The 24610-nt window shown below is 71.3% G+C and carries 20 protein-coding genes; 2 read left to right on the forward strand and 18 right to left on the reverse strand.

Features of this window, described 5'->3' with window-relative positions:
* Window positions 1-12 precede the first annotated feature (12 nt).
* The 11 genes from JK364_RS07865 to JK364_RS07915 all read right to left on the reverse strand — a co-directional run bounded on the left by JK364_RS07865 (window position 13) and on the right by JK364_RS07915 (window position 15088).
* Entirely contained in the window at window positions 13-939 is a 927-nt protein-coding gene (locus tag JK364_RS07865) for an ABC transporter permease (RefSeq protein ID WP_230991361.1), read from the reverse strand.
* The gene (locus JK364_RS07870; RefSeq protein WP_201848722.1) at window positions 936-1763 is read right to left on the reverse strand and encodes an ABC transporter ATP-binding protein; all 828 of its coding nucleotides are present in this window, start codon (window positions 1761-1763) and stop codon (window positions 936-938) included. The genes JK364_RS07865 and JK364_RS07870 overlap by 4 nt, the downstream gene beginning before the upstream one ends.
* 137 nt (window positions 1764-1900) lie before the next feature.
* A complete protein-coding gene (locus JK364_RS07875) occupies window positions 1901-3838 on the reverse strand; it encodes a glycoside hydrolase family 5 protein (protein ID WP_201848723.1) in 1938 nt (645 codons plus the stop codon).
* A 109-nt stretch (window positions 3839-3947) separates the two neighbouring features.
* A complete protein-coding gene (locus tag JK364_RS07880) occupies window positions 3948-6218 on the reverse strand; it encodes a glycoside hydrolase family 3 N-terminal domain-containing protein (protein WP_201848725.1) in 2271 nt (756 codons plus the stop codon).
* A complete protein-coding gene (locus JK364_RS07885) occupies window positions 6215-8149 on the reverse strand; it encodes a cellulase family glycosylhydrolase (RefSeq protein ID WP_201848727.1) in 1935 nt (644 codons plus the stop codon). The genes JK364_RS07880 and JK364_RS07885 overlap by 4 nt, the downstream gene beginning before the upstream one ends.
* An 80-nt stretch (window positions 8150-8229) precedes the next feature.
* On the reverse strand, window positions 8230-9273 hold the full coding sequence (locus JK364_RS07890) for a LacI family DNA-binding transcriptional regulator (protein WP_201848729.1): 1044 nt from the start codon (window positions 9271-9273) through the stop codon (window positions 8230-8232).
* Window positions 9270-10097 (reverse strand): carbohydrate ABC transporter permease, encoded by an 828-nt coding sequence (locus tag JK364_RS07895; protein ID WP_201848731.1) that lies wholly within the window; start codon window positions 10095-10097, stop codon window positions 9270-9272. The genes JK364_RS07890 and JK364_RS07895 overlap by 4 nt, the downstream gene beginning before the upstream one ends.
* 17 nt (window positions 10098-10114) lie before the next feature.
* Window positions 10115-11053, reverse strand: a complete 939-nt coding sequence (locus tag JK364_RS07900) for a carbohydrate ABC transporter permease (protein ID WP_201848733.1) — start codon at window positions 11051-11053, stop codon at window positions 10115-10117.
* 52 nt (window positions 11054-11105) lie between these two features.
* A complete protein-coding gene (locus tag JK364_RS07905) occupies window positions 11106-12395 on the reverse strand; it encodes an ABC transporter substrate-binding protein (RefSeq protein WP_201848735.1) in 1290 nt (429 codons plus the stop codon).
* Window positions 12396-12634: 239 nt separating this feature from the next.
* Window positions 12635-14131 carry a carboxylesterase/lipase family protein gene (locus JK364_RS07910; protein ID WP_201848737.1) on the reverse strand — a complete coding sequence of 499 codons (1497 nt, stop codon included), beginning with the start codon at window positions 14129-14131 and terminating at the stop codon, window positions 12635-12637.
* 54 nt (window positions 14132-14185) lie between these two features.
* Entirely contained in the window at window positions 14186-15088 is a 903-nt protein-coding gene (locus JK364_RS07915; RefSeq protein WP_201848738.1) for an MBL fold metallo-hydrolase, read from the reverse strand.
* Between the two features lie 364 nt (window positions 15089-15452).
* Between JK364_RS07915 and JK364_RS07920 the strand changes: the two genes are divergently transcribed.
* The gene (locus tag JK364_RS07920) at window positions 15453-16844 is read left to right on the forward strand and encodes a glycoside hydrolase family 10 protein (protein WP_201848740.1); all 1392 of its coding nucleotides are present in this window, start codon (window positions 15453-15455) and stop codon (window positions 16842-16844) included.
* A 40-nt stretch (window positions 16845-16884) separates the two neighbouring features.
* Window positions 16885-17646 carry a polysaccharide deacetylase family protein gene (locus JK364_RS07925; protein WP_201848742.1) on the forward strand — a complete coding sequence of 254 codons (762 nt, stop codon included), beginning with the start codon at window positions 16885-16887 and terminating at the stop codon, window positions 17644-17646.
* On the opposite strand, the gene JK364_RS07930 is transcribed toward JK364_RS07925, so the two are convergent.
* From JK364_RS07930 to JK364_RS07960, 7 genes are all read right to left on the reverse strand, one after another.
* Window positions 17633-19006, reverse strand: a complete 1374-nt coding sequence (locus tag JK364_RS07930; protein ID WP_230991362.1) for a cation:proton antiporter — start codon at window positions 19004-19006, stop codon at window positions 17633-17635. The two genes, JK364_RS07925 and JK364_RS07930, sit on opposite strands and share 14 nt — an antisense overlap.
* A gap of 207 nt (window positions 19007-19213) precedes the next feature.
* Window positions 19214-20416, reverse strand: coding sequence for an ABC transporter permease (locus JK364_RS07935; RefSeq protein WP_201848746.1), 1203 nt, complete (start codon window positions 20414-20416; stop codon window positions 19214-19216).
* Window positions 20413-21177 carry an ABC transporter ATP-binding protein gene (locus JK364_RS07940; RefSeq protein WP_201848748.1) on the reverse strand — a complete coding sequence of 255 codons (765 nt, stop codon included), beginning with the start codon at window positions 21175-21177 and terminating at the stop codon, window positions 20413-20415. Before JK364_RS07940 ends, JK364_RS07935 begins: the two co-directional genes overlap by 4 nt.
* A complete protein-coding gene (locus tag JK364_RS07945) occupies window positions 21174-22328 on the reverse strand; it encodes a peptidoglycan-binding protein (protein WP_201848750.1) in 1155 nt (384 codons plus the stop codon). Before JK364_RS07945 ends, JK364_RS07940 begins: the two co-directional genes overlap by 4 nt.
* A complete protein-coding gene (locus tag JK364_RS07950) occupies window positions 22325-22930 on the reverse strand; it encodes a hypothetical protein (RefSeq protein ID WP_201848752.1) in 606 nt (201 codons plus the stop codon). Before JK364_RS07950 ends, JK364_RS07945 begins: the two co-directional genes overlap by 4 nt.
* 231 nt (window positions 22931-23161) lie before the next feature.
* Window positions 23162-23731 carry a hypothetical protein gene (locus JK364_RS07955; RefSeq protein ID WP_201848754.1) on the reverse strand — a complete coding sequence of 190 codons (570 nt, stop codon included), beginning with the start codon at window positions 23729-23731 and terminating at the stop codon, window positions 23162-23164.
* 22 nt (window positions 23732-23753) lie between these two features.
* The coding region (locus JK364_RS07960) for an alpha/beta fold hydrolase (protein ID WP_201848756.1) at window positions 23754-24610 on the reverse strand (857 nt) is incomplete at its 5' end.

The raw sequence follows: 24610 nt of genomic DNA on the forward strand, positions 1-24610 counted from the left end.
CCGAGGTGGGGGTCAGGACTGGGGCCGGCCGCGGTCCCGCGGCGCCCAGGGGGTGAGCCGGCGGCCGATGAACCGGACGAGTTCGGAGAAGACCACGCCGAGCACGGCCACGCAGACGATGCCGACGAACATCACGTCGTTCTGGAACAGCGTCCGCGAGTCGAAGATCAGGTGGCCGAGGCCGTCGTTCGCGGCGATCTGCTCGGAGGCGACGATGACCAGGACCGCCACTCCGGCCGCGACCCGCATGCCGACGAGGACCTGCGGCAGCGAGGCGGGCAGCAGGACATGGCGGAACATCTGCCAGGGACCGGCGCCGAATACCTGTCCGGCCTCCCGGTGGCCCTCGGCGACGCCCATCACGGCGGCCATCGTGGAGATCCACACGAAGAAGAAGACGGTGGTCGCGACGAGCGCGATCTGGGGTCCCTCGCCGAGGCCGAACATATTGAGGAACACGGGGAGCAGCGCGAGCTTGGGCACGACGTACAGGGCGTCGAGCAACGGTTCCAGCGCCGCGCGGACCATCCGCAGCGCGCCCATCAGCAGCCCGAAGAGATAGCCCGCGGCGGTGCCGAGCGCGTATCCGGCGATCACCCGCTTGAGCGTGGCCCATACGTCCGGCCACAGCTTGCCGTCGGCGGCGCGCTGCCAGCCGTCCGCCGCGATCGTGGACGGCGCGGGGTAGATACGCGAGTCGATCCAGCGCTGATCCGCGGCGAGCTGCCACAGCAGGACCAGCGCGGCGGGCACGGCGAGGGCGAGGGAGAGCTCGATGGCGCGGCGGCGCCGGTGGGCACGGACCGGATCGCGCTCCCCCGGTCCGGGGCGCCGCACCAGCAGCGTCGTCTCGGCGGACCCGCCGTCCTGTTCACCTTCACGGGGGTGTTCACCGGGCCCCGCGGTCCGGGCCGACGCTGCCGTGTTCTCGCTCGTCATGAGGGCTTCCCCACCGGGTCCGCCGGAGCGGTGGCACCGGCCCCGCCCCGCTGGACCTCGTCGCGCAGGAGTTCCCACAGCTCGGACCGCAACGCGGCGAACTGCGGAGCGTGGCGCAGCGCCCCGGTGCGCGGGCGTTCGAACGGCGGGTGCCGTTCGGCGATCACCCTGCCGGGTCTGGCCGACATCACCACCACCCGGTCCCCGAGCACGATCGCCTCCTCCAGGCTGTGGGTGACGAACAGTGCGGTGGTGCGGGTCGCCTGGCACACCGCGAGCAGCTCGTCCTGGAGGATGGTGCGCAACTGGGCGTCGAGCGCGGCGAACGGTTCGTCCAGGAGCAGCACCTCCGGCTCCACCGCGAGCGCGCGGGCGATCGCCACCCGCTGCCGCATCCCGCCCGACAGGGTGGCCGGGTAGGCGTCGGCGAAGTCGGAGAGGCCGAGCCGGGCCAGCCAGTCCCTGGCCCGCGCGTCGGCGGCCCTGCGTGGCACCCGCCGCACATCGAGTCCGAAGCGGACGTTGGCCAGCACGGTCTTCCAGTCGTAGATGCCGTAGTCCTGCGGGATCATCGCGGCCGGGTGGCGGCGACGCGCGCGAATCTCGACCTCGCCACCGCTGGGGCGGACGAGTCCGGCGACGATGCGCAGGAACGTGGACTTGCCGCATCCGGACGGGCCGACGATGCAGCAGAACTCCCCGTGTCGAATGTCCATGTCGAGTGGTCCGAGGGCGTGCACCTGCCGGGCTCCGTGCCCGAAGGTGCGGGTCACCGCGCGGGCACGTACTTTCGGCGCGGCCCCGGGTGTGGTGTGCGGCTCCACCCCGTAACTCCTGATCCGATTGAGCGGGCTGTCGTGCGACAACGGCTGCGCGCACCGCTTCACGATATGACGGACCGTCAGATTCGGGCAAGGGTGGCGGCGCGACCGGCATCCCAGGGGCAGCAGCAGGCGACAGCTCAGGACAGGCGGCGGCACAGCAGCGCGTCCGGGCTGCCGGAGCTGCCCACCCGCGTGGTGAAGGCGATACCGGCCGCGTACTCGCCGTCCGCGCACTGGCCCTTGTAGGCGCCACGGGCGAAGTCGCCACCGGCGGCGTCGGCGGGCCGGTTGTCGGAGCGGTCGAACCAGACCGTACGTCCGGTGGTGCCCAACGGGGTGCGGGCCGGGGCGCACAGCGCGGCGGACACCCGGCCGCCGCGGCGGCTGTATCCGATGAGGAACTGGTCCGAGGGGCACTGGAACTTGGTGTAGCCGGAGGCCCAGTCGCCACCGGCGGGCACGTACCGTTCATCCGTGACGACCGTATGGGCGGTGCCGGGGGCGCGCGGGTCGTCGGCGCCGGTGTCGGTGCACAGTCCGCGCCCGGCGGTGTGGCTGAGGCCGATCAGCCGCAGCCCATCGGGGCAGGCGGCCTTGTAGGCGCCCGGATCCCAGTCGCCCCGGCCCCGCTCGATGAGCGACTGCACATGGTCGCCGTGGTCGGTGACGAGCATGCGCCAGACCGGGACGCGGTCGACGGGACCGGTGCGTTCGGGCGCGGTCATCAGCCGCTGCCACGCCGTACCGCGCCAGTCGCCCTGGTCGAGGATTCCGTATCTGCGGCCCGCGGAGTCGTAGCGCAGCAGCGACCAGTTGTCGTGGCCTTCCCATCCCACGAGTGGCCAGTAGGCGAAGTCGGCGTCGTGGTCGGCGAAGTAGTCGGTGATGTTGGTGAACCAGGCGCGCGGCGCGGTGCCCGTCTCGGCCGATCCGATGCCGAACTCGCTGATCCACACCGGTGCCGTGTAGTGCCGCCCGCTGTCCTCGGCGACGAAGAACGCCTGGTCGGTGAGGACTCGATACAGCTCATCGCGGCTGAGGTCCTGGTACCGGGGGTCGTGTGTCTCGCCGATGCCGGTGGCGCCGCTGTGGCGCGGGCCGGTGTATCCGTAGAAGTGGGCCGAGTACACCAGCTTGTGGGCGTCTGTGAGGGTGTGCGAGAGGGTGCGCGCGGGGGCCAGGGTGGGGCGCTCGTGGGGCAGCCCGTCCACCGGAATCCCGGTCCAGTTGATGCCCTCGATCACGATGAGGAGGTCGGGGTCGGCCTCGGTGAGGATGCGGTCGGCGGCGCGCTGCGCGGCGGTGTACCAGTCGTGCTCGTCGCCGAGACCCCAGTTGGGGTCGTCCAGGACATCGCGGCGCACCTCGTTGTAGAGGTCGGCGCCCACCACGCGTGGCACATCGGCGTAACGGCGGGCCATGAAGACCCAGTCGTCGATCCACCGCTCGGTGGACTGGCCGCTGTTCCACCGCTCGTTGCCGTCGATGCCGCAGCACCACCGGGTGGTGTTGGTGTGGTTGTTGAGGATGACGGCGAAGCCGTCCCGGCTGAGAGCGGACACCACGGCGTCGAAGATCTGCAGGGGTGTCTTTCCGCGCAGTTGGGTGTTGGCGGCCACGGCGCTGTCCGGGACGGTCGCCGTGGCGTGGATCATCTCGTTGGAGAACGGCAGCCGGACGCTGTTGATGCCGAGCCGGTGGAAGTCGGCGAGCAGCGTCGGGAGGGGAACCCGGTCCAGGCCGAGGGGGATGCCGGAGGAGTTCTGCCCGGAGTGGTGGTTGGCGGGGTCCTCGACACTGCCGCTCCCCGTCCACGACCCTTGCGCGCCGTCCCAGTTGGCCGACTTGAGCCGGAAGCGGTCACCCTTGGCGTCCACGATGTACCGGCCGCGGGTCGACAGCGGCGGCTGCCAGCTGTCGGCCGCGGGAGTGGTGACGGAGGTGGCCGGGGCGGTGGTGCGGGCTTCCCCCGTGGTGGGCTGCTGGGCGGTGGCGACCGGTCCCGGCGCCGTGGCCAGCAGGGCGAGGATCGACGCGATTCCCGTCAGGTACCTGAGTGTTCTCCTGGTCGGCATGCGGCCTTCCCGTGGGTGAGCGATGGTGCCCGAACGCGGCTCCGCCGGACCCGGCGCGCCCGGGCACCATACTGACGGTCCCTCACATAACCGTCCAGACAGCGTGCGATCAGCCGGGCGGCTCGATCCCCAGCCGTACCCCCTGCGTTTCGCCGGACGAGGGCCCGGTCTCCAGCAGGAGTTCTCCGGGTTCGACGGCGAGGCCCAGGTCCCGGGTGACGGAGGCGAGGGTGTCGGCGTCGATCGCGAACACGGCGTCGGCCTCCTCCCCCGGTCGCAGATCGAGGCGGGTGAAGCCGCGGAGCTCGCGGATGCGGGGCCACGAGTGGCCGCCCGACAGCCGGCGCACATAGAGCTGGACCGTCTCGCGCACCGGCCGCTCACCCGTGTTGCGCACGGTGACCCGGCAGCTGAGCGTCGGGTCGTCCGGTGTCACTCGGGCGCGCGAGAGTCGTGGCGGCGCGTAGCCGACCGTGGTGTACGACAGTCCGTGGCCGAAGGCGTAGCGGGCGGTGGCGGGCTGGTCCACATAGCCGCGGTACCGGTGGTCCTTGGCGTTGTAGAACACCGGCAGCTGCGCGGCCGACCTGGGGATGGACACCGGCAGCCGCCCCTCGGGCCCGGCCGCGCCGAACAGTACGTCGGCGACGGCCCGTCCGCCCCACGGACCCGGGTACCAGGCGCTCAGCACCGCCGCGGCCGTGCCGGAGAGGTCGGGCAGGGCATGCGGACGGCCCTGGACGAGGACCACGACGACCGGAACACCCGTGGCCGCCACCGCGTCCAGGAGCGCCAACTGCCCGTCGGGCAGGCAAAGTTCGGCCAGGTCGACGCCCTCGCCGCAGGTCATACCGGCGGGGTTGGCGGAGCTCACGACGGCCGCGCCGTTGCTGTCGAAGGCGGTGTCACCGGACCGGGCGCTGGACCCGCCCAGGACGAGCACCGCGCTGTCCGCCGCTGCCGCCAGCGCGACCGCCTCGGGGACACCGGAGAGGTCGCCGCCGACCAGTTCGCACCCGGGCGCGTAGGTGACCTCGGTGTCCGGCGGGGCGGCCGAGCGGATGCCGTCCAGGACCGTGACGTGGCGGGAGCCGGGGCGCTGTGGCGCTGTGTAGTCGCCGATCTGCTGGGCGATGGAGTCGGCGTTCGGGCCGAGGACGGCGATCCGGCGGGCCGAGGGCGTCAGCGGCAGGACTCCCCCGTCGTGGGCGAGCAGTGTGATGGACGCGCGGGCTACGCGTTCGCTCAGCTCACGCGGGTCGGAGGGCCGGTCCACGGCAGACGCGTAGGGCCGCTCGAAGAGGCCCAGGCGGAACTTCAGCGCCAGCACCCGGGCCACGGCGGTGTCCAGGGTCCGCTCCGCGACGAGCCCCTGGGCCACCGCCTCGGCCAGCCGCGGAAAGCAGGCGTCCCAGAGGCTGAGGTCGCATCCGGCGTCGAGGGCCAGGGCGCCCGCGGCCACCGGGTCGCCCGTGAGCCGGACCAGGCGGTCGATGGCGCCGCCGTCCGCCATGACGATGCCGTCGAACTCCAGCCGCTCCCGGAGGAGTTCGGTCAGCAGCGACCGGCTGGCGACGCAGGGCAGGCCGTCGAATTCGTTGTAGGCCGCCATCACCCCGGCCGCACCGGCGCGTATCCCGGCCCGGGCCGCCGCCAGATGGATCTCGTGCAGTTCGCGGGCGCCCAGTTCGGTGGCCGCGCTGTTGCGTCCGCCGACGGTGGCCCCCTGCCCGGCGAAGTGCTTGAGCACCACGGCCACGTCGGCCGTGCGCATCCCCCGCACCAGCGCCTCGGTGAGCCGGGCCGCCAGATACGGGTCCTCGCCGAAGCACTCCTCCGCGCGGCCCCAGCGCGGGTCGCGCACCAGGTCGAGGGCGGAGACCAGCGCCACGTGGCCACCGCGTGCCCGCATCTCCGCGCCGACCGCGGCCGCCGCGGCCTCGTAGAGCGCGGGGTCCCAGGTGGCGCCCACGGCGAGGTTGACCGGCAGCACCGTGCCGTCCAGGGCCTGGTGGCCGTGCGGAACCTCCTCCGCGAACAGCACGGGTATGCCCAGCCGGGTGTTCTCCACGACATGCCGCTGTACGGCGTCGGCGACCCGCGCCCCGTCCGCCGCCGTGATGCCGTCGGCGAAGCCGACGCCGGACCAGGCGTCGGCCCGCTGGAGCCCGTACAGGGCTCCCATCCCGCCGTACGCGGCGACCTCGGCGCGGAAGGCGTCGGTGAGCCGGTGGCCGCTGTCGGTGCGCTCGTAGGCATGCCAGCCGTACATCCGCTGGTTGACCTGGCCGACCTTCTCGGTGAGCGTCATGCGCCCCAGCAGGTCGCGGACCCGCTCCGCCACCGGCGCGGTGGGGTCGCGGTAGAGCCGGCCGGTCATGTCAGCTCCAGGACGCGCACACCGTACGGGCCGAGTGTCACATCCGCCGTCGCCGCGCCGGACGCCAGGTCGTGCAGGGTGCCCTCGGCGGCGGGGCGGACGGTGACCTCCTCGGGGCTCTGGCTGACCAGCCATACGAAGCGGCGCCCGTCGTCGTGGACGAGGAGGTCCGCGCCGACGTGGGGGCTGTCGACCGTCACCGGGCGGTGGACCCCGGCCACGTCGGCGAGCGCGGCGTACAGCCGGTGGGTCTCCTCGGGGTTGGCGCGGGCGGTGCGGGCGGCCATGTGCTCCAGGGGGTAGGTGGCCAGGACGGTGCGGCCGCGCCCGGTGTCGCGCACCAGCAGGGCGGGCCGCCCGTGGGCGTCCACGGCCACCACCCGGGCGTCACGCGGAACCACCGGCAGATACGCCCGGCTGTCCTCGTTGCCCGCGACGGGGAAACGCAGCGAGGTCCCGGCCGTCAGCCCGCCGAAGTCCTCGGTGAACGTCATCTCCAGGACGTCGTCCTCGATGGGCTCGGCCACGCCGTAGGAGAGCTGCAGTTCGACGCCGAACAGCCCGTCCAGGTCGTCGAACCACGGGCCGCGGGTCCCCGGGTGCTCACCGGAGCAGAACGAGAGGTAGACGGTGGCGCCCGCGTGGGCGCGGCGTTCGAGCGCACGCCGGGTGCGCGTGGTGAGCTGGCGGGTGGCGGGGAGCAGATACAGGGCCGCGTCGCCGGGCAGCCCGTCGGCCTCCCGGGTGAAGCCCACCGGCAGGTCGGCGGCGCGCGTGGCCACATAGCCCTGGTGCAGCGATGTGAAGATCAGCGGCCGGTCGGCGGGCCTGCTGTAGGGATAGCCGCGTTCCAGGAAGGCGGGCACGACCAGCGCCGCGTCCGCGTCGGCGCGTCGGCAGTGTGCGAAGTCCACGGCCTTCAACACCTCGGCGAACGCCGCGAGTTCGAGCAGCGGGGCCTTGGGGGCGCCGGTGTGGTCGGTGATGCCGAAGTGCATCTCGAAGGGGTGGTGGTCGTACGGCGAGCGGTCCCACAGGTCGTCGTAGTCGGTGTTGTTCCAGGCGATCCAGCCCGTGGCCCCGCCGAGCAGCGAGTTGTGCAGGGTCTGCCGGTAGTACACCGCCGCGTTCCGATCGGACACGGTGTCCGTGGAGAGCCCGAACTCCTCCAGGACGACGGGCTGCCCGGTGACCGACGCCAGTTCGCACTCGAAGGCGGCGCGCAGGTGCTGACGCGGCCGGTCGGTGTCCGAGCGGTAGACGTGCGGGCCCACGAAGTCCACGTACTCGGCGGTGTCGCGCAGCGAGAAGCCGTTGTCGCGGCCGGTGACCTCGATGCCCCACGCGCCGTCGCCGAGGGAGACGGGCTGGTTGCCACCGGCCGCCCGTACGGCGTTGCACATGGCCTGCGCCCAGGCGGTCACCACCTCGGAGGAGGGCGGATCCACCTGGTAGACGCGGCCGTAGCCGGGCATCTCATTGGTGATGAGCCAGCCGGTGACCGCCGGGTGGTCCTTGAAGCGGCGGGTCATCTGGGACACGAACCAGGCCTGGCGGCCGACCATCCACACGTCCTCGTAGAGGTCGCGGCCGCCGCGCCAGGCGGGGTCCCAGTTCTCGCCCGACATATGGCCGACGATGAAGGTGGGCACCGTGCCCATCCCCGTCTCGGTGTGGGCGTCGAGGAAGTCGCGGAAGTGTGCGCACAGCGTCTCGTCGACGCGGTGGGGCTCCGGGTGGAAGTCGGGCCAGTAGAAGAACGACCGGGTCATCGTCAGGCCGTGCTCGCGCAGCACCCGCAGTTCCGCGCGGACCGTCTTCGGGTCGTAGTCGCGCCACATCAGGGGCCCGCCGGTGCGGGACCAGAAGTTGGCGCCGAGCCAGGGCAGGACGGCGGGGTGGTGGGTGAGCTGGGCGCTGTGGCGTCGCATGGTCCTTCTCGGATGTCGGTGGTACGGGGTGGGGGGTGGCCCGGCACGGGGCCGGGGTTCCGGGCGTCGGCGGGACGGCGTCAGCCAGGGGCGGGTCCGGTGGACTCGCGGATGACCAGCCGCGGCCGGTCGTCGAGCGCCGCCTCCTCGACGTCCTCGCCGCAGCGGGCGAGGAGCAGCCGGGCGGCGGCCGCGCCGACCCGCCGCACCTGCTGGTCGACCGTGGTCAGCCGGGGGTGCAGCCAGCGGCCGAGCGTCAGGTTGTCGTAGCCGACGACCGACAGATCGTCGGGGACGCGCAGCCCGGCGCGCTGGGCGGCGCCGATGCCGCACATCGCCATGGAGTCGTTGGCGTAGACGATCGCGGTGGCGCGGTCGGCGGCGTCCAGCAGGGCCTGGGTGGCGGCGACGGCGGACACCTCGGTGAAATCGGTGTGCAGGACCGCGTAGGGCCGCAGGCCCGCCTGCCGGAGGGCGGTCTCGAAGACACCGCCGCGCAGCCGGGTGTGCTTCAGGTCGGCGGGGCCCGCCACATAGGCGATCCGCCGGTGTCCGAGCCCGAGCAGATGGCGGACGACCTCCTCGACGGCGGCGGCCTGGTGGCCGAGGCCGACGCGTGGCACGGTGGCGGCCCGGTCGGGGGGACCGAGCAGCACGGCGGGCAGGCCGAGGCGGGCCAGCAGGGCGGGGCGCGGATCGTCGGCGCGGGCGTCGGTCAGGACGGCGCCGTCGACGCGGCCCTCGGCCGCGAGCCGTTTGTAGAGGGCGTTCTCCTCCTGGGCCCCGGCCACCAGATGCAGCAGCAGACCGTAGCCGCGGGGCGCCAGTTCGCCCTCGATACCGGTGATCAGCTCGCTGAAGTGCGGGTCCGCGCCGAGCACATCGGTGGGGCGCCGGACCACGAGGGCGAGGGTGCGGGTGCGGGCGCTGCGCAGGGCGGCGGCGGACGCGCTCGGCGACCAGCCGAGCTCCATCGCGGTGTCCAGGATGCGCTGCCGGGTGGCCTCCGACAGCCGCCCCTTGTCGTTGAACGCCTGGGACACGGCGGCGGTGGACACCCCGGCGGCGGCCGCCACCTCTTTGATGGTGGGGCGCCGTCCGGGTTTCGCGGCGGTCGTGCTCACGCCTTGACCGCCCCGTTGATGAGCGCCTGCTGCATGCGCTTCTGGAGCACCGTGTAGACGACCCATACGGGGATCAGCGTCAGGACGGTGCCGGCGGTGAGGACACCGTAGTCGGTGCCGGTGATGGCCTTGAGGGTGGGCAGGGCCACCTGCACGGTGCGCTGCTCGGGGTCGGGGCCGATGATGATCAGCGAATACAGGTATTCGTTCCAGAAGGTGAGGAAGTTCAGCAGGAGCACGGTGGCGATGCCGGGCAGGCACATCGGTATGTAGATGTGGCGCAGCACCGCGTAGGTGGACGCCCCGTCCATCCGGGCGGCCTCCTCCATCTCCCTGGGGATGGTCCGCATGAACTGCACCAGGATCACCACCGACAGTGGCATCGCCGTCGCGGGCAGGAAGAAGACCATGAACAGCCGGGTGTGGAACAGCCCGGTGGCGGCGGCGAGCAGGAAGGTGGGGAAGAGCGCCGCGAAGGTGGGGATCAGGAAGCCCAGCGAGAAGACCTTCTCCATCGCCGAGGCGAGCCGTCCCGTCGAGCGGGCGAGCGCGAAGGCCGCGGGCAGCGCCAGCAGCAGGGTCAGCGCCAGGGCGAGGACCGTCACCAGGGCGGAGTTGACGACGGCCGTGCCCAGGTCGGCGCTGTCGTAGGCGGTGCGGAAGTTGCCGAAGCCGAACGACTCGGGCAGGGCGAAGGGATGGGCGAAGATCTCCTCGTTGCTCTTGAACGCGGAGGCGAGGAAGTAGTAGAGCGGCACGATCAGCAGTACCGCGTAGGTCCACACCAGGATGTGTGCGGGCAGCCAGCGTTTGCCGAGTTTCATGGTGAGCCGCCTTACGGTCAGTAGTTCTGGCGGAACGCGCGGCGGATGGCGAGCAGCCCGACGAGTCCGGCCAGGAAGAGGATGACGCCGACGGTCTGGCTGTAGCCCAGGTCGGCCGCGATGAACGCCTTCTGGTAGACGAGGAACGACAGCGTCGTGGACGAGCTGCCGGGGCCGCCCTGGGTGAGCAGCAGCACGTGCTGCGCCGAACCGAAGAGGGTCCACAGGAACTGCAGCATGGTGACCACGCCGACGTAGTCGCGGATCACGGGGAAGTGGATGCGCCACATGGTCCGCCAGTGCCCGGCCCCGTCCAGCTGCGCCGCCTCGCCGAGGTCGTCGGGGACGCCGTCGAGCCGGGCGGCGAACAGGACGGCGGTGAAGCCGATCCCGCTCCACACGTCCAGGGCGATGAGGCAGGCCAGGGCCGTCGACGGCGAGGCGAGCCAGGCGTCGGTGAGCGAACCGAGCCCCACCGACTGGAGCGCGCCGTTGGCCAGCCCGTCCGGGGACAGCGCCGCGTAGAACACCATGGCCTTGGCGGGGGTGGAGATCAGGCCGGGGATGAACAACAGATAGCGGATCACCCGGTGTCCGGGCGGCTTCTGGGCCACGTAGTAGCCCAGCATGTAGGCGCACACGATCATGATCGGCAGTGCCACCGCCAGCTGGACGGCGGTATTGCGCACCGCGTCCCAGAAGACGGGGTCGTCCAGGACCGTACGGACGTTGCCGAGCCCGGCGAACGACACCGGCTGGAGCATGCCCGGCCAGTGCAGTGCGGCGATCACGAAGATGGCGACCACCGGGCCGATCATGAAGACCGCGTACCAGACCAGCGCCGGGATGGCGAGGATCGTGCCACCCTGCCGGGGTGTGCCGGTACGGCCTCTGGTGGCGGGCGGTGCGGGGTGGCGGATCGCGGCCCCGCCCGGGGGCGACGTCAGCGTCGTCATGAGGTGGCTCCCGTGGAGTCGGGCTCGGGATATGAGCGAACGGGCGGGCGGTTCACGCGGAGCGGTACGCGGTCTCGAGCGCGGCGCGGACCTTCGCGGCGCTGGTGCCGCGGGTGAAGGAGGTGCTGGTCGCGGTGATCAGCGGCTGGGCGGCGGCGGGCGGGACGAACACATCGGGCAGCAGCGCCTGGCTCACCGTCGAGCCCAGCCGCTGGGCCGCGGCGACCAGCGGGAAATCGGTGCTGACGGTGTCGGAGCGCAGCGCCATGTCGCGGCCGCTCTCCTTGATGAACCGGGCGACGGTGTCGGGCCGGTACATGAAGCGCAGGAACTTCTCGACGGTGTCGATCTTCTTGGTGCCGTTCGGGCTGATCCAGAACCCGATCAGGGTGTAGGTGCGCAGGATGGTGGGCTTGTCGTGCGCGGCGCCGTCGGCCAGCGGCCACCCGCCGACCTCGGTGTGCCGGGCCACCTTCGGCGGCACCTTGGCCAGCGCCGAGGACATCGCCGACTCGATCGCCGCGGCCTCCGTGTTGAACTGCGTCACCATCGAGTCCGAGATGAGGCCCTGCGCCTTGTCGGCGAAGACACCCGCGTCCCGCAGCGTCACGAAGTACTCGATGCCCTCCCGGGCACCCCTGCTGCCGAAGTCCCCCGTGGAGTAGGCGTGCCGGGCCGCGTCCTCGGTGAGGAAGGTCTGGATGATCTGGGCGAGCAGCTTCTGCCCGGTCCAGTCGTTGCCGCCGACGGTCACGGGCGCGATTTTCTTGACGCGCAGCTTGCGGGCCGCGGCGATCAGTTCGTCGCCCGTGGTGGGTATCGCGTCGACGCCCGCGCGGTCCAGCAGGGCCCGGTTGTAGGCGATCGGCCAGTTGGTGGCGAAGTAGGGGAAGGCCCGCACCCTGCCCTTGGCGTCGGTCCACTCGGCGAGCGCCCGCGGGAGCACCCGCTGACGGAGCCCCCAGTCGTCCAGGTAGCCCTTGACGTCGACCGTGGCGCCGACGTCCGTCCAGGCCAGCGTCTTGTCGTAGAGGTTGACCATGACGACGTCCGGCTCCTTGCGGGCCAGCCGCGAGGTCTCGTAGACCTGCGCGAGGTCGTCGCCGTTGATGAGGTTCTTGACCTTGAGTCCCGGATTCTCCTTGCGGAACCGGTCGAGGGCCGCGAGGTAGGTGGGCGATCCCGGGGCGGTGGTGCCCAGCTGGCTGTGCACGACGAGCGTATCGGGATCGGAGTCCGCGCCGGTGAGCGCGGAGCAGGCGGAAAGGCCAGGCAGGACGGTCGCGGCGGCGAGGCCGGAACCGGCGGCGAGGAAGCCGCGCCGGGTCAGCGGTGAGTGCACTGCGGGGGTCTCCAACCAGGCGGTTAACGAGTGGTTAATCGATCTACCTCGAGGGTGTGAGGAATGTAGGAGCCACTTCGCCTCCGGTCAAGCCCTTGCCGGACCCGAAAACACAACGGACCCGCGGAACCCCATCCGCTGCGGCGAGCGGATGGGGCGCGGGTCGTCCGTGACGCGGTTGGGACAGGCGGTGGCGCGCTTGGGTGCGGGTCGCCCGTGGTGGGGCGCCCGTGGTGGTGCTATTCCCAGGCCAGGCGTATCTGGGCGCCGGGATCCGCCGCCTGTGTCCATGTCTCGGCGATGCGCATGGTCGTCCTGCGCACGCTGTCGTACGGCGGCCAGCCGGGGTCGCCCGTCCTCGCGAACCGGATCCAGGTGGCGTGGACCCGGGAGGCGAGGTCGGCGGGCGGCTCGGCCGGGCCGAGGATCGCCTCGGGACCGTGCAGCCGCGCCAACCCGGTGCGGTCGAACACGAACGGCAGCTCCATGACGTGCGAGGCGCCGAGCCGGCCGTCCAGCGCCCGCGACCGCCAGGCGAACTCGTAGACGTGGGTACGCGACGAGGGGTGCTGGGCGTGGGCGGTGGCGAGCCGCCGGGTGCCCGCGCCGAACAGGGCGTCCGTCATGATGGCGGCCCGCAGCTCGCCCGGGGACGCCCCGGGCCGCTCGCGGCGGTAGACCTCCACCAGCTTCTCGGGGGCGGGGTGGGAGCGTACCGCCGTGGCGTGGACGTCCTCCTCGGTCGAGGACGTGAGGTGGCCCGACGGGGCCAGATAGAGGTTGCCCTCCTCGGCGGTCGTGCCGAGCAGCAGATCGATGCCCGCGCCACGTCCGGTGGCCACCGCCTCGGCCGGCTGCTGGTCCATGACGAGGCTGAACGTGCTCAGGCCGATCAGCGGGTCGAAGCGCCCGTCGACCGCGAGGTCGATCCCGGCGAGTCGGGGCATGGCCTCGACGAAGCGCTCGTCGGGGACCGACGCCAGCGCCTCCGCGGTCGCGGCCGTCCCCAGGACGCGGGCGAGGGCCTGGGTGACCCGGCTCGCCTGGGCGCGGCTGAACGCCCCCAGGCCGCTGCCGCTCTGGATGATCGCCCGCTGGAAGAGCGCCTCGGCCCGCGGGTCTGCCACCACCCCGCCCACGATGGTGGCGCCCGCCGACTGGCCGAAGAGCGTCACCCGGGACGGGTCGCCCCCGAAGGCCGCGATGTTCTCCCCGACCCAGCGCAGCGCGGCGATCACATCCAGCAGGCCGCGGTTGTCGGGGGCGTCGGGGAGGTGGAGAAAGCCGGGTATCCCGAGCCGGTAGTTGAGGGTGACCAGGACGACGCCGTCCCGGGCGAAGGCGGTGCCGTCGTAGAGCTCGGACCGGGTGGACCCGGCCACGAAGCCGCCGCCGTGCACGAACACCATCACGGGCAGGTCGTCGCGCGTGGTGTCGGGCGTCCAGACGTTCACCGCGAGGTAGTCCTCGCCCGGGACCCACCCCTGTCCGAAGTACGGAGACATGTCGAGGTGGCCGAACGCGTCGCGCCTCGGCTGCGGCGCCGTGGGGCCCGCCGCGGTGGCGTCCCGGACACCGTCCCACGGCGGGTGCGGCGTCGGCGGGGCGAACCGGGCGGCGCCGCGTGGCGGGGCGGCGTAGGGGATGTGCCGGAAGACGGCGGCGTGCTCCTCCTGGCGGCCGCGGACGGCGCCGTGGGAGGTCACGACGACGGGGGCGGTGGTGTGGTTCGTCATGCGTGGTGTGTCTCTTCCTCGGTGTCGCTTCTTCGGTATCGCTCCGGCCGCCGGTCACAGGCGGGCGAAGGCGGCCCATTCCTTGACGGCGAACGTGCCGCCCTCGCGCCGCACCTCGGCGGCGCCGTGGCCGCCCAGGTGGGCGGGGAAGACCAGGGCGTTCTGATCGGCCGCCCGGCCGAGGACCCGGCGGCGGGTGGCGCGGGATTCGGCCGGGTCCTCGCAGAAGCAGCTGTTGGTGTCGGGATCGGCGATCTGCACCGGGTTGTGCAGCATGTCCCCCACGAAGAGCGCGCGATCGCCTCGGGAATCGAGAGCGAGCACGGACGATCCCGGGGTGTGCCCGGGAGCGAGTTCCAGACGCAGATTGGTGTCGATGTCGAGGGTGCCGTCCCACAGCAGCGCCTTGCCCGCTTCCCGGATGGGGGCCACGGAATCCTCGAAGACGTTCTGATTGCCCCGGCCGAACACTGTCTTGTGCTCATTCTCCGGATTCCAGAACTCGAAGTCGCGCTCCGGCATGAGATAGGTGGCATTCGGGAAGGTCGGCACCCACTGACGGCCGTCGAGCCGAGTGTTCCAGCCCACGTGGTCGACATGCAGATGCGTGTTGATCACGACGTCGACGTCCTCCGGCCGCACTCCGGCCCTGGCGAGATTCCCCAGGAAGTCGGTGTTCAGATAGCCCCACACCGGTGCGTAGGGCCGGTGCTTGTGGTTGCCCACACCGGTGTCGACGAGAATGGTCTTGCCCTCACTGCGCAGGACCCAGGTCTGAATCGCGGACCGCACATTGTCGGCGGCAGGGTCGTAGAAGTCAGGGGCCAGCCAGGACGCGTTGTCCTCCCAGACCCTCTCCGGGCTTTCCGGGAAGAAGGTCCGGGGCGCCAGGTCGACGGATCCGAAGTATTCCTCGACACGTGTGACGGTGACATCACCCAGGGTTACCTGCTGCATGGATATTCGCCTTGTTCATGAGACGCCGATTCGCAGCAGAATCCTCGTCGGGGTGGGCCACGGGCGGTATCCGTCACCTGACTGCAGTCGCTGACGTAGGCGGACAGCACGACCGATAACACGTCACCGCAGCACCGAAAACTTTTCGGAGACTGGTGGGGCGAGATCCTTTGCGCTGTCGATGACCACGCGTACACAGTGGAGAGATGCAGATCAGAGCCGAAGCGCTATCACCATCGGCGAGAGTTTCTACCGGAATCATTCCGGAAGAAGCGTTGACGTCGTGTCAGCCCCGCAGCATACTCCGCATCGATCGTTGCCCATCGGCACACCACTGCCACCCGCACCCGAAGAAGGGACAGCAATGGTCATCGATTCCCGTCAGGCCCGTCAGGAGCGCGGAGATCGCCGTCCTCGGTTACCCGTCCGAAGGGCGTTCAGCCTCGGTGTCGTCGGCCTCCTCACCGCGGCCGGTGTCCTGGCCCTGTCCGGTCCCGCCAGCGCCGCGAGCACCCTCGGCGGCGCGGCGGCGGCCAAGGGCCGCTACTTCGGCGCCGCCGTGGCCGCCAACCACCTCGGCGAATCCCCGTACGCCTCCACGCTGGACACCGAGTTCAACGCCGTCACACCCGAGAACGAGATGAAGTGGGACGCCGTCGAAAGCTCCCGGAACTCGTTCAACTTCGGCAGCGCCGACCAGATCGTCGGCCACGCCCAGGGCAAGGGCATGAAGATCCGGGGCCACACCCTGGTCTGGCACTCCCAACTCCCCGGCTGGGTAGGCGGTTTGAGCGCCACCGAGCTGCGCTCGGCGATGAACAACCACATCACCAAGGTGATGCAGCACTACCAGGGCAAGATCTACGCCTGGGACGTGGTCAACGAGGCGTTCCAGGACGGCAACAGCGGAGCGCATCGCAGTTCGCCGTTCCAGGACAAGCTCGGCGACGGCTTCATCGAGGAGGCGTTCCGCACCGCGCGTGCGGCCGACCCCGGCGCCAAGCTCTGCTACAACGACTACAACACCGACGGCCAGAACGCGAAGAGCAACGCCGTCTACAACATGGTGAAGGACTTCAAGGCGCGCGGTGTGCCGATCGACTGCGTCGGCTTCCAGTCGCACTTCAACAGCCAGTCCCCGGTCCCCGGTGACTACCAGCAGAACCTCCAGCGCTTCGCCGACCTCGGCGTCGATGTGCAGATCACCGAGCTGGACATCGAGGGCTCCGGCACGGCCCAGGCCGACAGCTACCGCCGGGTCACCCAGGCGTGTCTGGCCGTGTCCCGCTGCACCGGCATCACCGTATGGGGTGTCACCGACAAGTACTCATGGCGCGCCAGTGGCACCCCGCTGCTGTTCGACGACAACTACGCCAAGAAGCCCGCTTACACCGCGGTGCTCACCGCGCTGGGCGGCACCAGCGGTGGTGGCGGAGGCGGTGGCGGCGCCAAGTCGTGCACCGCGTCGTACTCCGAGACGCAGCGGTGGGGCGACCGTTTCAACGGCAAGGTGACGGTGACGGCCGGATCCTCCGCCATCAGCGACTGGACGGTGGCGGTGACCGTACGTTCCGCGCAGAGCGTCTCCACGACCTGGAACGGCAGCCCCAGCTGGGACGGCAGCGGCAAGGTCATGACGATGAGGCCCAACGGCAACGGCAACCTGGGCGCCGGAGCGGCCACCAGCTTCGGCTTCACGGTCATGGCGAACGGGGACTGGTCGGCCCCCACCATCGGCTCGTGCACCGCCTCCTAGCCGACCGGCAGGGGACCACATCCGCACTTCAGGAGGGACCATGACCGGACGCGGAAAGGCCGCGGCGAGACGAGCAGGAACAAGAAGCACCGGGAAGGCGCGGCGGTTCGCACTCGTCGCCGCGGCCACGGCCGCCCTGGCGGGGTTCTCCGCCGCCCCGTCGCCCGCGGCCACGCACACTGCGGCGCACACCGAGCGGGCCTGGGCCAGTTGCCCCAATGGATACGTGGGTCTCACGTACGACGACGGGCCGAATCCGGGGTCGACCCAGGCGCTGCTCAACGCGCTACGGGCGGGTGGCGCGAAGGCCACCTTCTTCATCTGGGGGCAGCACGCCGACCAGTATCCGGACCTGCTCAGGGCCGAGCAGGCGGCGGGTATGTGGATCGCCAACCACACCACCTCGCACCCCCATCTCACCCAGATCGGCGAACCGGCGGCGTACAACGAGATCGCGGGCGCCCAGAACACCGTCCGGCGCATCACCGGACAGACACCCACCCTGTTCCGGCCGCCCTACGGGGAGACCAACGCGCAGGTCAGGGCCGATGAGGCCGGTCTCGGACTGACCGAGGTGCTGTGGAGCGTGGACTCCCAGGACTGGAACGGGGCCGGCACTCAGCAGATCGTCCAGGCCGCCGCCACCATGCGGGCGGGCAGCATCATCCTCATGCACGACGGCGGTTACCAGACCACGGTCGCCGCCGTGCCGCAGATTCTCAGCGGGCTCGCGGCACGGGGGCTGTGCCCCGGCAGGATCACGGCCGGGGCGGGTGGCGGCGCGGTCGTCACGGCTCCCTGAGCGCCGTATCCGGCTGACCGCTTCCGGCCGCGTCGCGCGGCAGCGGCCGCGGACCTGCCCCAGCTTCCGCCGCGCCACCGGCGCCCCCGTGTTCGCCACCGCGGTAGGCGGTGCGCGACGGGGGCGTCGGCAACAGGCGCTGCAGCAGCGGGCCGGTCATCATCGTAGTGACCACGGCCATGGCCACCATCACGGTGAAGACGCGGCCGTCGATGACACCGAGGCCCAGACCCACGTTGAGCAGGACGAGTTCGGTGAGCCCGCGCGCGTTCATCAGCACGCCGAGGGTGATGGCCTGCCGTGGAGTGGCCCCGGTGAGCCGGGCGGCGCCCGCGGCGCCGATGAACTTGCCCGCGCAGGCGGCGACGAGCACGGCGAGCAGCATGGCCAGGCCCTGGCCGCCGAGTCCCCGGAAGTTGACGGACAGCCCGGTGACGGTGAAGAAGACCGGGAGCAGCAGCAGACTCGACTGCTCGATGCGCGCGGGCACCTCCGGGGCGTGGGCCTCGAGCAGGCGGCGCGGTACGACGGCGCCGAAGACGAAGGCGCCGAACACGGTGTGCAGTCCCATCGCGTCGGTGGCCCAGGCCGACAGCAGCAGGCCGCTGAAGACCACGCCCTGGAGCACTGTGCTGTCCCCGTTCCAGGGCCGCTCGGGCGCCAGCAGCCAGTGCAGCGCGGGCTTGACCACGTACCGCGTGCCGAGGACGAAGAGGGCGGACAGCAGGGCCATCCGGGCGAGTGGCCAGGAGCCGTCGGCGTTCACCACGACGACCACGACGGCGAGGATGCCCCACGCCAGCAGGTCCTGGAGGGCGGCGCAGGCGAGCGCCATGGTGCCGATGCGCTCCCGGGCCAGACCGTGGTCGGTCAGGATGCGGGCGAGCACCGGGAAGGCCGTGATGGACATGGCCGCGCCCAGGAACAGCGCCGGGCCGAGCAGCCCCGTCCGCCCCCGCTCGGTGAGGCCCCAGGACGCGAAGGCCACGGCCAGGCCCGTGCCCAGGGTGAACGGCAGGGCCACGGAGCTGAGCGAGACCGACACCACCTGACGGCCCCGGCCGCGCAGCTGCGCCACGTCGAGGTGGTATCCCACCCCGAACATGAAGAGCACGAGGCCCAGTTGGGCCAGCAGCTGCAGGAAGGGGCGGGCCTGGTCCGGGAACAGGACCGCGGTCGGATTGCCCGGGAGCAGCCCCAGCAGACTGGGGCCCAGCATCAGACCCGCGGCGATTTCCCCCAGCACCGCCGGCTGCCGCAGCCGCTGGGCGATCCGCCCGCAGACGACGGCCGCGGGCACGACCACGGCGAGGCCGATCAGCACATCACGGATGGTCTCGTCCAGCACACTGCCACTCATGGCCATGGCCCTCCCCCGTCACCGGTTCCGCCCAGTCTCGGGGAGCCAACTCCCATACAGCAATGCGCACTTGGACGTTTGGACGTGAGGGCCAACGCCAAACACACGCCACCACGGTTGCCGTGGGCGTAGGTGTTTCCCCCGTATCGGGCAGCCCGAAGCCCGGCACCGGGACGGGGGATTCACCACGGTGCCGGGCGGCTCGGTTCAGACCGTTCGCAGCGCCTCCGTGGGTGGCATCCGGGCCGCCCGCAGGGCGGGCAGCAGCCCGGCGATGGCGCCGATGGCCACGGCCGCGCCGAGTCCACCCGCCCAGGCGAGCACGGGGACGACGGTCTCCCAGCCCTTGACGCCCGCGTAGACGAACGTCGCCAGCGTGCCCAGCACCACCCCGACCGCGCCACCGAGCATGGCGAGCAGGATGGCCTCGGAGAGGAACTGCAGCCGGATGGTGCCACGGGTGGCGCCGAGCGCCCGCCGCAGGCCGATCTCCGAGCGGCGTTCGAGCACGGAGATCACCATGGTGTTGGCGACGCCGATGCCCCCGACGAGCAGGGCCACCGCCCCCAGCCCGAGGAACAGTCCGTCCAGCGCCGACCGCGCGGCGGCCCGGGCCTCGAGCGCGGCCGACGGCTGGGTGACACTGACCTCGCTGGGGTTCTGCGGGTTGGCCGTGGCGGCCAGGACGTTGCGGACCTCCTTGACCTGGTCGGTGTCCGACCGTACGTACACCGTGGAGGGGTGGCCGTCGAAGTCCAGGTACTTCTTCGCGGACTCATAACCCACCAGCACCGCCGAGTCGATCTCCGGTGTCAGCTTCGCGGGCTTGAGCACCCCGGACACGTAGAACCACTGGCCGCCGACCCAGATGCGCATGCCCGGGTGGACCCGGGAGATGCCCAGCCGGCTGGCGGCGTCCCACCCGAGGACGGCCACCGGCTGCCGCGCGGTGGCGGCGTTGAGATATCGGCCCTGGGCCATCGAGGTGCGCACCGCGGCCGGGAGGCGCAGGCTGGCGGCGTTCACCGACAGGGAGTTGGTATTGAGGGTCGGGATGTGCGGGCTGCGGTACGCCTCGGCGTCGGTCTTGCCGGTGCTCTGCACCGCCTCGACCGGCCCGATCCGGGAGATCATGCCCGGTGCCTCGACGGGGAGTTTGGCGTCCCCGCCGCCCAGCGACTGGCCCGGAGTGACCTTCAGCAGATTGGTGCCCAGCTTGTCGATCTCGGCGAGCAGCCCGGCCTGCGAGGACGACGACAGCCCGAGCACCGCCACCATCGCGGCGACGCCGATGGCGATGCCCAGCGCCGACAGGGCGGCCCGCATCCGGCGGGTGCGCAGGCCCACGCTGGCGGTCCGGCCCAGGTCGGCCGGGTGGAGCCGGCCGGGGGCGGTGGCCGTGGAGGTCATGGCAACCGCCTCTCGATGTCCAGCGGGTCCTCCGCCGACATGACGTCCGCGACGATGTGGCCGTCGAGCACCTCGATCCGGCGTGGCAGCCGGGCGGCCAGCTCCCGATCGTGGGTGATCATGACGATGGTGGTGCCCTCGGCGTTGAGCTCCTTGAACAGCTTGAAGATCGCGGCACCCGCGACGCTGTCGAGGTTGCCGGTGGGCTCGTCGGCCAGCACGATCGCCGGGTCACCGGCCAGGGCACGGGCGATCGCGACCCGCTGCCGCTCACCACCCGACAGCTGCGACGGCCGGTGGTGGATCCGGTGGCTGAGACCGACCCGGTCCAGGGCCACGGCGGCCGCCGACAGCCGGGCCGGGCGCCGGACGCCCGAGTACAGCATCCCATCCGCCACGTTCTCCAGCGCCGTGGCGTGTTCGGCCAGGAAGAACTGCTGGAACACAAAGCCGATCCGGGTGGCGCGCAGCCCGGCCAGCGCCCGGTCGGACATCGCGGCCACGTCCTCCCCCACGACCCGTACCGTGCCGGACGTCGGCCGGTCCAGGGTGCCCATCACCTGCAGCAGGGTCGACTTGCCGGAGCCGGAGGGGCCCACGATGGCCACCAGATCGCCCCGGTGGATGGTGAATCCGGCCCCGTCCAGCGCCACGACCGGGGAGGCGCCCGGATAGACCTTGGTCACGCCTTCCAGTTGCAGCACCGCCTCGCCGGTGGTCCGCACGTCGACCGGCCGCGTCTCGGTCTCCACGCCGGTCATGACGCGGGCACCGCGATCTTCTGGCCGACCTCGAGCCCGGCGCCACTGACCTCCACCTTGCCCTCGCTGTCATCGAAGATCCCGGTGCGCACCGGGATCAGCTTGTGCTTGCCGCCCGCATCGACGACCTCGACGGCGTAACCGCCTCCGGCCAGCGCCAGCAACGCGTTCACCGGCACCGACAGCACGTCCTTCACCGTGTCGGAGACGATGGCCACCTGAACGGGCGCCTGGTCGAGCCCGCCGGTGGCCTTCGGGTCCTTCGGCCTGATCTGCACCTCGATGGTGGTCTTGTCGTCGGCCTGCTTCGCCACCTTCCCCACCGAAGACACCTCCCCGTCGGTCGACTTGCCATTGGGGAGGGTGATGGTCACCTTGTCACCGACCGCCACCCCGGTCTGCTGGCTGGCGTTGAGCTCCACGGTGACCTGCCGCTTGGTCGAGGAGACCTGCAGCACGTTCTGCCCCTGCCCTGCCGGGCCACCGCGTACGGCCCCGGACTTGATGACCCGGACCTCCTCGGCGGGCAAAAACACGGCCTGCCCGAGCGACAGTTCACCCGTCTCCTTCAGGCCGACGTCCTCCTGGAGCTCCTTGAGGGCGTAGTACGTCTGCATGCTGAAGTAGTCCGAGTCGGGGTCGATCTGCGCCTTGGTGGCGTACTTGAGGCTGACGAGCGCGGCGTTGAGCTGCCGCACATCGGCACCCTCGGCGCCGTAGGCCAGATCGCGGTAGACCGGCTCGGCGGCGCCCTGGAGCATCACCACCGGCTTGCCGCTCACCCGGTAGAGCACCTTGCCCTGGCTGATCACATCGCCCACGGCGGGGAGCCTGGTGATAGTGCCTTTGGCGTTGTTGACGACGTCGTACGAACCCGCGTAGCCGAGCGTCCCGTTCTCCAGGGTGCGGGCCGACAAGGACCCCTGGGTGACCTTCGCCACCCCGGTGGGGGCGCTGGCCCTGGCCGACGAGTCCTTCTCGGACTTCTTGAACGGATCGGCCACGACGACGCCCGCGCCCGCCGCGACCACGATCGCCACGACGACGATCGCGGTCAGTCCGCGCCGCTTGCGCCGCGCCGGTGGTGGCGCGCTCTGCCGCTCCGGGGGACTCGCTTCCTCGTCCTCGGTCGGGGTCTGGGTCGCACTCACGCCGAGCCCCCACCGGGCTTGTTGGGCTCCATGTTGCGCAGGGACTCGGGCTGGTACTGCTTGCAGGCGTCCTCCGCCTTCTTGAACTGCGGAGTGGTCGGGTCGACCTCCAGCTTGAAGCCACCGCTCTCGTCCGGGTCGGGGAAGCTGGGCACACCGTTCTTGCGCATGCACTTGGCGTACTTGAGCTTGTCCTCGGTCGGCCACACATCGCCCGGACCGCCACCACCCTCCTGCGGGGGCGGTGCCGGCATGTACTGCTTGCAGGCCTTCTCCGCCTTCTGGAACTCCGACGACTGCGGGTCGATTCCGGCACCCATGCCCTCACCGGGCTTGGGGTCCTTGAAATCGGGCAGGCCGTTCTTCCGCATGCACTCCGCGAATTTCAGCCCGTCCCCTTGTGCACCGGCCTCGGGCTTCTTGGACTGCGAGTTCTTCCCGGAGCCCACGCTGGCCACGCTCTTATCGGGTTCGTCGTTGTCGCCACAGGCAGTGGCGAGCAGGGCGACCCCGGTCAGCAGCGCCGCCAGCGCGGTGGTGCGCCGCAGCCTCTTCTTGGGTGCGGCACTGCCATCCGACGGCCGCTCCGTGATAACCACCATGCCACTGTCCCCATTCCTTCGGGATTTCCTGTACCTCCTGTTTTAGCGAGGGGGCGGTTTCGCTGAGGTTTCAGTGGGGGCGGGGGTGGGGTGCGGTCGGAAATGCCCTGGTCCCGGCGCGCTGGGCATGCGGAAGCCCCGGTCTACCGGGCATGCGGAAGCCCCGGGCCGCCGGACGGGTGGTCCGGCGGCCCGGGGCGGAGGCGGCACCCGGCAGGGCACCGCGCGGGGTTACGCCGGCCCCGGCGCCCCTGCGGGCAGGTGCTGCCGGCAGGCCTTGTGGGCGTCCCGGAACTCGGGCGACTTGACGTCGATCCCGGCCTCCTCGGGGGCGAAGCCGCCGCCCTTCGGGTCGGGGAAGTCGGGCACGCCGTTCTTCCGCATACAGTCCACGTACTTCGTCAGATCGGGCATCCCACCGGGCGGCGGGGAGGCTCGACGGCCTTCGGGCATCAGTCGCTCGCAGGCTTTCTCCGCCTTCTTGTACGCATCGCCCTTGACGTCTATGCCGCTGCTCGGGTCGAGCAGAATCGAGCCGTCCGCGGCGGGGTCGGGAAAGTCCGGCACGCCATTGTCCCGGAGGCATTCGACGAAGGCCATGCTTTGGGCCTTCTTGTCCCCCGCCCCGGCGCTGCCGGAGGACTTCGGGGAATCGTCGGAGCCGAGCGTGAAACCCAATCCGCCCGCCACCATGGCAATCGCCAGGGCGGCCCCCAGCGAAACGAGCAGAATGCCTAATCTGCCCTGTCGACGCGTGCCCTCGGGCGGCTCACCCGCGGCCGCTTTCTCCTTCTCGTCCATACTCTCTCTCCCCACCCTTTCCCTAATTCTCCGTCAGCAGCTGCGCGGAAATGAGCTGACCGATCGTTTCGAGGGGCTCTCCGGTGAGCATCCCGTCGTGATCGGAGGCGATCCGGACCGGTTCGATATGCCCGTCGACGTACGGCGCCCAGCTGTCCGGAGCCAGCGGCGCGGGGACCGACGCGGGCCGACCCTCCGTGGCGACGAAGAGCAGCAGGTTTCCGCGGAAGACGCCGGGCGTGTGGTGCTGGAGGAGCCGGTTGTTGTTCGCGTTGACCCGCTGAATCTCGGAGAGCATCCGCACCTGCTTGCGCCGCCCGCCACGGGGCCCCTGGGCGGACTCGTCGGCGGGCTCACCGGCGGGCTCACCGGCGGACTCATCGGCGGACTCACCGGTCGGCTCCGTCTCGTCGGCGCCGGGGTAGCCATCGAGGCTGACCAGGAGGTCCACCGTTTCGCCCTGCTGCTGCAGCAGCGCCGCCATCGCATGAGCCACGGTGCCACCGAACGACCAGCCGAGGAGGTGATAGGGCCCGGCCGGCTGCACGGTCCGGATCCGCGCCACGTAGTCCGCCGCCATCTCCTCGACCGTCCGCGGCAGTGACTCATCCGTGCCGAAGCCGCGAGCCTGCAGCGCGTAGACCGGGCGGTCCGGCGGCAGGTGGTCCGTGAGTTCCGCGTAGCAGCGCCCCAGTCCGGTGCTCGGGTGGACGCAGAACACGGGCGGCCGATCGCCTTCGGTCCGGAGCGGCAGCAACAGGCCGATGTCGTCGGAGTCGGTGTGCGCGGTGCCGTCCCCCGTGCCGTCGAGCAGCCGGGCCACGTCGGCCACCGTCGGGGCGGTGAACAGCGCGCGAATGCTGACCTCGGCGCCGAAGG

Origin of the sequence: Streptomyces endocoffeicus (assembly GCF_016741935.1) — a bacterium.
GTDB classification, from domain to species: domain Bacteria; phylum Actinomycetota; class Actinomycetes; order Streptomycetales; family Streptomycetaceae; genus Streptomyces; species Streptomyces endocoffeicus.